This is a genomic window from Streptomyces sp. LS1784, from assembly GCF_020103755.1.
GTDB lineage: Bacteria > Actinomycetota > Actinomycetes > Streptomycetales > Streptomycetaceae > Kitasatospora.
Window position 1 is genome coordinate 1 of the sequence record NZ_JAHSQD010000342.1, and the last position, 9,019, is coordinate 9,019.

Genomic DNA, 9,019 nt, shown 5'->3' on the forward strand with positions numbered 1-9,019 from the left:
CGCACCGGCCTGCGCGGCCCAGGCGCCGCCGGCGCCCGCCCAGATGGCGAGGCCCGTGCCGGCGAGCAGGGCCGCGGTGACGGCGAGGACGGCCAGCAGGACGGGAACGATCAGGGCGGGCTGCGCCTGCTTCGGCATGACGCCGCCGCTGCGCACGCCGGCCCAGCCAATGGCCCCGGAGGTCAGGCCCCAGACGCCGCCCAGCACGCCGGTGAACCATGCGTGCCCGGTCGCGATCGCCACGCCGACACCCGCGCCGAACAGGACCATCCCGGCGGCGACCGTCGGCCCGTACCAGCGGGGCAGTCGACTCGGCCGCCCGGCGGCGGCCCTGGCCCGCTCGGCGAGGCGCAGCGCCTCGGCGGCGGGGAGCGGTGCGGAAACGGAGTCGGCCATGGAATCCCCCTCGATGGTGATGGCAACTCAAGAATGACATCTACTTTCCAAGTTGGAAAGTACTTTCCGGAGTGGAGATACGAAACGGCCCGCGCCCGGGAGGGCGGGGCCGTGAGGCGGAGGCTGCGGGCCGCCGTGTCAGCAGCGGGGGTCGATCTCCTGGAAGGTGGCGTAGTGGTCCGCGGACCAGTACTGCTCGCCGGAACCGCCGGTGACGACCCGTCGGGTGCCGCGGTCGTTGGAGCCCGGGGTGACCACGGTGAACTCGTGGTAGTAGCCGTCCGCCTTCTTCGGCAGCCGGCTCTCGCGGTTCTCGAAGACGATGCCGTCCCGGTTGTACGGGTACGGCCCGTTCTTGGCGATCAGGGCGAGGGTGTCCTGCGCCTGGCTGGGGAGCTTGGTGCGGCAGACGTCGGCCAGCGCGGGGTCGGCGGGCACCCAGGTGCTGCCGCCGCCACCGGGCGGCGGGGTGGGCTTGGGCGCGGAGGGCTTGGGGGCCGAGGTGCCCGCGGCGGTGGCGGTGGAGGTCGCGGCGGCCTCGGGGTGGCTGCCGCCGCCCTTGCCGGCGAGGAGGTAGCCGACTCCGGCCAGGACCGCCAGGATCAGGACGGCCACGACGACGAGCGGGCTCTTGCGTCTGGTCATGCGTTCCAGCTTGGCAGGCGCGGGCCCCGCGCCCGACCAGGTACACGCGTGGCAGAGGCCACACGAACGTACGGCCGGGGGGGGGCGGGGGCCGCGGTGGCGTGCCCCCCCCCCGGGGGGCCCCCCCCCGGGCGGCCGCCCCCCCGCGCCCGCCGGGGCGGGCGGCCGGGGCCGCTGGTGCGCGCCCCCCCCCGGCCGTGTCACGTACGCCGGTTCTCCTGCGCCGAGCTCCGGTGTACGCCCTCCCGACGGGAGGGTTGAGCGGTCAGTCGAGTCCGCGCGAGGTGGGGATGCCTACCCTCCTCAGCGCGAGTCGCTGCCCGCCGACTCGATGGCGGCGCGGCCGGCCTCCAGGCGCGCCACCGGGATCCGGAAGGGGGAGCAGGAGACGTAGTCCAGCCCCACCTCGTGGAAGAAGTGGACCGAGTCCGGGTCGCCGCCGTGCTCGCCGCAGACGCCGAGCTTGAGGTCGGGGCGGGTGGCCCGGCCGGCCTCGACGGCGTGCTTGACCAGCGAGCCGACGCCGTCACGGTCGATGGTCTCGAACGGGGAGACCCCGAAGATGCCCTTCTCCAGGTAGGCGGTGAAGAACGAGGCCTCCACGTCGTCCCGGGAGAAGCCCCAGACGGTCTGGGTCAGGTCGTTGGTGCCGAAGGAGAAGAACTCGGCGGCCTCGGCGATCTGCCCGGCGGTCACCGCGGCGCGCGGCAGCTCGATCATGGTGCCGAGCTTGATCTCCAGCGTCACGCCGGTGGACTGGGCGACCTCGGCGAGCACCCGCTCGCACTCGTCGCGGACCAGCTCCAGCTCCTGGACGGTGCCGACCAGCGGGATCATCACCTCGGGACGCGGGTCCCCGCCGGCCAGCTTGCGCTCGGCGGCGGCCTCGGCGATGGCCCGGACCTGCATGCCGAACAGGCCGGGAATGACCAGGCCGAGGCGGACGCCGCGCAGGCCGAGCATCGGGTTCTGCTCGTGCAGCTTGTGCACCGCCTGGAGCAGGCGCAGGTCGTTCTCGTTCGGGTCCTTGCGGGCCTCGGCGAGGGCGACGCGCACCGACAGCTCGGTGATGTCCGGCAGGAACTCGTGCAGCGGCGGGTCGAGCAGACGGACCGTGACCGGCAGGCCGTCCATCGCCTGGAAGAGCTCCAGGAAGTCGCCCTTCTGGAGCGGCAGCAGGGTGGAGAGGGCGAGCTCGCGGTCCTTGTCGTTGTCCGCCAGGATCAGGTGCTCGACCTCCTTGCGGCGCTCCTCGCCGAGGAACATGTGCTCGGTGCGGCACAGACCGATGCCCTGGGCACCGTAGCGGCGGGCGCGCGAGCCGTCCTCGGCGTTGTCGGCGTTGGCGCGCACGGCCAGCCGGCGGCGGCCGTCGGCGTGCGACATCAGCCGGTGCACGGCCTGGACCAGTCCGCCCTGGACGTCGGCGCCGGCGTGCAGGGTGCCCTCGAAGTACTCGACCACGGGGGACGGCAGAACGGGTACCTCGCCGAGGTAGACCTTGCCGGTGGCACCGTCGATCGAGACGACGTCGCCCTCCTGGATCACCCGGCCGTCGGCGGTGGTGAAGCGGCGGGCCTTGGTGTCGACCTCCAGCTCCTCGGCGCCGCAGACACAGGTCTTGCCCATGCCGCGGGCGACCACGGCCGCGTGCGAGGTCTTGCCGCCGCGCGAGGTCAGGATGCCCTCGGCGGCGATCATGCCGTCCAGGTCGTCCGGGTTGGTCTCGCGGCGGACCAGGATGACCTTCTCCCCGGAGCGGGACCACTTGACGGCGGTGTACGAGTCGAAGACGACCTTGCCGATCGCGGCGCCCGGCGAGGCGGCCAGGCCCCAGGCGATCTGCTGCGACTCGGTGTTCGGGGCGAAGCGGGGGAACATCAGCTGCGAGAGCTGGCCGCCGGTGACCCGCATCAGGGCCTCGTCCAGGTCGATCAGACCCTGGTCGACCAGCTGGACGGCGATCCGGAAGGCGGCCGCGGCGGTGCGCTTGCCGACGCGGGTCTGGAGCATCCAGAGCTTGCCGCGTTCGATGGTGAACTCGATGTCGCAGAGGTCGCGGTAGTGGTTCTCGAGCTTCTGCATGATCGCCATCAGCTCGTCGTACGACTTCTTGTCGAGCTTCTCCAGCTCCGACAGCTGCAGGGTGTTGCGGATGCCGGCGACGACGTCCTCACCCTGGGCGTTGGACAGGTAGTCGCCGTAGACGCCCTGGGCGCCGGTGGAGGGGTCGCGGGTGAAGGCGACGCCGGTGCCGGAGTCCTCGCCGAGGTTGCCGAAGACCATGGTGCAGACGTTGACCGCGGTGCCCAGGTCGTTCGGGATGCGCTCCTGGCGGCGGTACAGCCGGGCGCGGTCGCCGTTCCAGGAGTGGAAGACGGCGTGGATGGCGAGGTCCATCTGCTCGCGCGGGTCCTGCGGGAAGGCCCGGCCGGTCTCGCGCCCGACGATGCCCTTGAACACCTCGACCAGTTCCCGGAGGTCGGAAGCGTCCAGGTCCAGGTCGTTGGTGGTGCCCTTGGCGTGCTTGGCCTCGTCCAGGGCCTCCTCGAACAGCTCGCCGTCGACGCCCAGCACGGTCTTGCCGAACATCTGGACAAGGCGGCGGTAGGAGTCCCAGGCGAAGCGCTCGTTGCCCGACTGGGCGGCGAGGCCGGTCACCGAGGCGTCGGAGAGGCCGATGTTGAGGACCGTGTCCATCATGCCGGGCATGGAGAACTTCGCGCCGGAGCGCACCGAGACCAGGAGGGGGTTGTCGGCCTGGCCGAGCTTCTTGCCCATCTCCTGTTCGAGGGCGTCCAGGTGGGCGCTGATCTCCTCGTGGAGGGAGGTGGGCTCGCTGCCGGTCTCCAGGAAGACCTTGCAGGCCTCGGTGGTGATGGTGAACCCCGGAGGGACGGGGAGGCCCAGGTTGGTCATCTCGGCCAGGTTCGCGCCCTTGCCGCCAAGAAGGTCCTTGAGGTCCTTGTTTCCTTCGGTGAAGGAGTAAACAAACTTCTGCTGGGACGGCACGGGTCGGTCTCCTCGTACGCGGTTGCCCTGACGCCGGAGAACATACCCATTTCGAAGGCACTTCTCTGCCCTGAATAGGCCACCCGAGGTCGGTACCCAGAGGTAACCCGCTAGATCGAATGCGCATAAAGGCGTTCACCTCTGTTGGTGAAATCGTCCGCCTGACGCGAGCAAGCGTTCAACTCTTGAATGCATGCAAACCCGGAGATCGTACGATCCGGACGCACGGTAGCGACCGCCGGTCCTTGGCGTCGCCCCGGCTTGATTTCCTGCACCCGGATCGCCCGATCACCGGCCGACCGACTTCGGGAAGCGATTCACAGCCGACCTGTCCATTTCGTCCACCGACAGACCGTCAGCTCCCACCGTATGTGGCAAGCGTCACCAGCGCATCTCACGGGTCGAACGCAGGCCGCCTCCGCCGCTCGTCGCACTGTGTCCGGAAGCGTGCCCTCTCCGTGATGACACGGCGCCGAAAAGGAGCCCTCTTGTCCAGGATGGACAAGATGGCTGGGACCTAGTGGCAGTCGACCCCGAAGGGCCTTTTTTGCCGGTACGTACAGATCATCCGCCGGAGGTGTCCGATTCGGCGTCAGCGCCCGGCCGGGCGCAGTCGTACGGATCGTCCAACCAGCCCTCCGGCAGGACCACCCGGTTGTTGCCGCTGGTCCGCCCGCGCGGCCCGTCCGCACCGGCCGGCCAGCCCTGGGACTGCTCCACCTGGGAGAGGGTTTCGGCCAGTTCGGCCAACGAGGAGGAGCCGGCGAGCTTCACCCGCAGCTCGGAGCCGACCGAGAAGCCCTTGGTGTACCAGGCGACGTGCTTGCGGAAGTCGATCACGCCGCGCGCCTCGTCACCCAGCCACTCGCCGAGCAGCTGCGCGTGCCGCACCATCGCCGCGGCCACGGAGCCGAAGTCTGGGCGGGCGTAGTCCACGTCGCCCTCGAAGATCGCGACCAGGTCCTTGAACAGCCACGGCCGGCCCAGGCAGCCGCGGCCCACCACCACGCCGTCGCAGCCGGTCTCGCGCATCATCCGCACCGCGTCGTCGGCCGACCAGATGTCCCCGTTGCCCAGCACCGGGATGTGCGCCGGGACGGACTCGCGCAGCCGGGCGATCGCCGACCAGTCGGCCGTCCCGCCGTAGTGCTGGGCGGCGGTGCGCCCGTGCAGGGCGATCGCGGCCACACCCTCCTCGGCGCCGATCCGGCCGGCGTCCAGGTAGGTGAGGTGGTCGTCGTCGATGCCCTTGCGCATCTTCATGGTCACCGGCAGGTCGCCGGCGTTGGCGACGGCCTCGCGCAGGATCTCGCGCAGCAGGTTGCGCTTGTACGGCAGCGCCGAGCCGCCGCCCTTGCGGGTGACCTTGGGCACGGGACAGCCGAAGTTGAGGTCGATGTGGTCGGCCAGGCCCTCCTCGGAGATCATCCGGGCGGCCTTGCCGACGGTCACCGGGTCCACCCCGTACAACTGGATCGAACGCGGCTTCTCGCTCGGGTCGAACTTGATCAGCTGCATGGTCTTGGCGTTGCGCTCGACCAGTGCCCGGGTGGTGATCATCTCCGAGACGTACAGGCCGCGGCCACCGCTCTGCTCCCGGCACAGGGTGCGGAACGGCGCGTTGGTGATGCCGGCCATCGGCGCCAGCACGACGGGCGGCCACACCTGGATCGGGCCGATGTCGAGCGGCGCGAACTCGGTGTCGGACGCGGTGGGTGCGGGCGTGGCTGTCATGCGCGGCTGACCTCGGGTGATGGGGACGGGACTCTCCATTGTCCCCCACCCGGGTGAGCGGTCTCCGCCCGCTCCGGGGCCCCCGCTACGGAGCCGACGACGGAAGCGACGGCTCCGGGGGCTCCGGCGGCTCCGAGCGCGCGGACGACGGGAGGACCGAGATCGACCCCGACGTGACCGCGGTGTGCACCCGGTTCGGGCTGGCGGGGTCCGACAGCAGCGGGTCGATCCGGCCGTGTCCGCTGCCGACCTCGCTGGAGAAGGAGTACCGGCTGTCCTTCGGCAGGGTCATCTCCACCGAGCCGGAGGTGGCCGTGGCGTCCACCTCGCGCGGGGCCTTGGCGAAGTCCAGCACCACCGTGCCCGAGCCCATCCGTGCCGTCACCCGCCGAGAGCTCAGGTTGCCGCCCTGCACCTGCCCGGAGGAGGTGGAGTGCACGGTCACGTCCCCGGAGGTGTCGGACAGCAGCAGCTGGCCGGAGGTCAGCTCCAGCCCGACGTCCCCGCTCAGACCCTCCACCTGGACGGAGCCGGAGCCCACCGACCCGGTCACCTCGGTCGCGGCCGGTACCTCCAGCTCGATCTCGGCGCCGCAGCCGAAGTCCACGAACGGCAGGACCAGCCGGCAGTGCATCCCGACGGTGAGCACCCCGTCGACGACGACGGCGGACACCACCGGCTTGCGCACCAGCCAGTCCAGACGCTGCTGGACCACCACGTGGCCCTCCCGCCCGGCCCGCACCTTGACCGAGGCGTTGCCGGTCTCCAGTCGGACCCGGTGGATCGCCACGTCGTACGGCCGGGTGGTGCTGGTGCGCTGCTCCACCGCCATCGACCAGGTCTGCAGTCCGGCAACGATCATGACCAGGACGATCACGACCGTCCCGGTGACCCGCCAGGCCTTCACCCCCCGCACCGCTACCCGACCTCCAGGAAGCGCAGAACCGCCATCACCCGGCGGTGGCTGTCCTCGGCCTGCGGCAGGTCGAGCTTGGTGAAGATCGAGTTGATGTGCTTGGCCACCGCGCTGTCGCTGACCACCAGGGAGCCGGCGATCGCGGCGTTGGAACGGCCCTCCGCCATCAGGGCGAGCACGTCGCGCTCGCGCGGGGTCAGCTTCTCCAGCGGGTCCCGGTGGCGGCGCACCAGCAGCTGGGCGACCACCTCCGGGTCCAGCGCCGTGCCGCCCTCGGCGACCCGCTGGAGCGCGTCCACGAAGTCGTCGACGTTGGCCACCCGCTGCTTGAGCAGGTAGCCGACGCCGCTGGTGTTGGTCGCCAACAGGTCCGCGGCGTAGCGCTCCTCCACGAACTGGGAGAGCAGCAGGACGGCGGTGTCCGGCCACTGCCGGCGGATCACCATCGCCGCCTTCACCCCCTCGTCGTGGTACCCCGGGGGCATCCGGACATCGGCCACCACCACCTTCGGGCGGTGCTCCTCGACGGCGGCCAGCAGTTCGGTGGCGTCCCCGACGGCGGCCACGACCTCGAAGCCCACCGCCTCCAGGACCTTGACCAGGCCGACCCTCAGCAGGACCGAGTCCTCGGCGATCACAGCACGCACGGCAACTCCACGGTGATGGTGGTGGGGCCCCCGAGGGGGCTGAGAACGGACAGCGTGCCGTCGACCGAGGCGGCGCGCTTGCGCAGGCCGGTGAGCCCGGTCCCGCGCGAGGGGTCCGCGCCGCCCACGCCGTCGTCGCTGATGACCAGGCTCAGCCGCCCCCCGGCCGTCCGCACCGAGAGGTCGACCCGGTTGGCCCTGGCGTGCTTGGCCACGTTGGTGAGCGCCTCGGAGACGGTGAAGTAGGCGACCGCCTCGACGGTCGGGGCGACCTGCTCGGAGAGGTCGACCTCCAGGCGCACCGGCAGCGGGGCCCGGGCGGCGACGCCGGACAGCGCCGCGTCCAGGCCGCGGTCCTCCAGGACGGCCGGGTGCAGGCCGCGGACCAGGTCGCGCAGCTCGTCGATGGCAGCCTGGGCCTCCTCGTGCGCGTCGACGATCACCTGCATCACCTCCGGCGGCACGTCCTTGAGGGTGCGCCGGGCCAGGCCCAGGTTCATCGCGAGGGAGGTGAGCCGCTGCTGGGCGCCGTCGTGCAGGTCGCGCTCGATCCGGCGGCGCTCGGCGTCCACCGCGTCGACCAGCCCGGCCCGGCTCTCGGCGATCTCCTCGACCCGCCGCTCCAGTGCCTCCGCCCGGTCCGGGCCGAGCAGCCGCCGGGCCGCCCACACCTCCAGCCAGGCCAGCTGCGTCCCCGACAACGGCAGCACCGCCAGCAGCAGCACCCCGCCGACGGTGAGCAGGACGTCCTCCCCGGCCAGGCCCGTGCGCAGCTCGGTGCCGGCGGGCAGCAGCCAGATCCAGCCGTACACGGTGGCCAGCACCACGGCGGCCGCCCAGGCGTACAGCACCACCAGCGCGCCCGCCGCCAGCAGCGGACCGGCCACCAGGTGGTAGAGGACCTGACGCCAGGTCATCCCCAGCAGCCAGGCCCGTCGCCCCTCCGGCGGCCGCAGCGGCGGCACCTCCACCCCGCGCAGGACGCGCAGCCGGCTGCGCTGGACGGCGGTCAGCGGGCGGACGCAGACCAGGACGGCGGCGAGCACCGGGAAGAGCAGGTGCGACTCGGTGACGGCCAGCCAGACCGGCAGCGCCACGGGTATTCCGGCGGCGGTGAAGCGGACGTCCCGCCAGACCTCGGGCGACCACGGTGGGCGCCGGAGGCTCCTGACGAGCGCTCGGCGCAACGTGGTGGAAGGCATGCCGGACAGCGTAGGGCCCGGTGATCACGGGCCGCCATGAAGGGGGGTTCCCGGTGGGGGTGTAGCTAGCTACACCCCCGATTCGGTGTGGGGCACCACCGACAGGACGGGGGTCCTAACGGAAGGCTTGAGGGCATGACGAGCACTGCATCGCACTCCGCCACTCCGCCGCACGGGCGGCCCGGCCCCGGGGGCGCTTCCGGAGCGCCGGCACCGGAGGGCGCGCTGCCGGAGGGGACGCTGCCGGAGGGGACGCTGCCGGCCGGGGCCGGGCCCTGGTCGGTCCGCAGCGTCGAGTCCGGCCGCGGCCGGGCCGCGATGGAGCTGTACCAGTACGGGGAGTTGACCGACGTCGTGGTCGCCGCCCGGCTCGCCCCGCACCTGCTGCGCGGGGCCCGGCACTGCCCGTCCGCCGGGCGGAGCCGGCACGTACTGGCCTGGGGCCGGCTGGCCGCCGACGGTGCGGC

The 9,019-nt window shown here is 72.0% G+C and carries 6 protein-coding genes and 2 pseudogenes; 1 reads left to right on the forward strand and 7 read right to left on the reverse strand.

Going from position 1 to position 9,019, the window contains the following annotated elements; translation table 11 throughout:
- The 7 genes and pseudogenes from KS423_RS29995 to KS423_RS30025 all read right to left on the reverse strand — a co-directional run.
- A pseudogene (locus KS423_RS29995) lies at positions 1-396 on the reverse strand (hypothetical protein); the annotation flags it as partial.
- Positions 397-534: 138 nt separating this feature from the next.
- The gene (locus KS423_RS30000; protein ID WP_224282913.1) at positions 535-1,041 is read right to left on the reverse strand and encodes a ribonuclease; all 507 of its coding nucleotides are present in this window, start codon (positions 1,039-1,041) and stop codon (positions 535-537) included.
- A 303-nt stretch (positions 1,042-1,344) separates the two neighbouring features.
- Positions 1,345-4,053 (reverse strand): pyruvate, phosphate dikinase, encoded by a 2,709-nt coding sequence (gene ppdK / locus KS423_RS30005; protein WP_224282914.1) that lies wholly within the window; start codon positions 4,051-4,053, stop codon positions 1,345-1,347.
- 564 nt (positions 4,054-4,617) lie between these two features.
- Positions 4,618-5,787, reverse strand: a complete 1,170-nt coding sequence (dusB, locus tag KS423_RS30010; RefSeq protein ID WP_224282915.1) for a tRNA dihydrouridine synthase DusB — start codon at positions 5,785-5,787, stop codon at positions 4,618-4,620.
- Between the two features lie 85 nt (positions 5,788-5,872).
- On the reverse strand, positions 5,873-6,703 hold the full coding sequence (locus tag KS423_RS30015; protein ID WP_224282916.1) for a DUF4097 family beta strand repeat-containing protein: 831 nt from the start codon (positions 6,701-6,703) through the stop codon (positions 5,873-5,875).
- A 2-nt stretch (positions 6,704-6,705) separates the two neighbouring features.
- Entirely contained in the window at positions 6,706-7,350 is a 645-nt protein-coding gene (locus KS423_RS30020) for a response regulator transcription factor (protein ID WP_224282917.1), read from the reverse strand.
- Positions 7,338-8,552 (reverse strand): sensor histidine kinase, encoded by a 1,215-nt coding sequence (locus KS423_RS30025; RefSeq protein WP_224282918.1) that lies wholly within the window; start codon positions 8,550-8,552, stop codon positions 7,338-7,340. The genes KS423_RS30020 and KS423_RS30025 overlap by 13 nt, the downstream gene beginning before the upstream one ends.
- Before the next feature lie 135 nt (positions 8,553-8,687).
- Here KS423_RS30025 and KS423_RS30030 point away from each other — a divergent pair.
- Positions 8,688-9,019: pseudogene (locus KS423_RS30030) on the forward strand (hypothetical protein); the annotation flags it as partial.

Coding starts and splice junctions, on each gene's coding strand:
- KS423_RS30000 (WP_224282913.1), bottom strand. CDS start 1,041: ATGACCAGACGCAAGAGCCCGCTCGTCGTCGTGGCCGTCCTGATCCTG.
- dusB (WP_224282915.1), bottom strand. CDS start 5,787: ATGACAGCCACGCCCGCACCCACCGCGTCCGACACCGAGTTCGCGCCG.
- KS423_RS30025 (WP_224282918.1), bottom strand. CDS start 8,552: ATGCCTTCCACCACGTTGCGCCGAGCGCTCGTCAGGAGCCTCCGGCGC.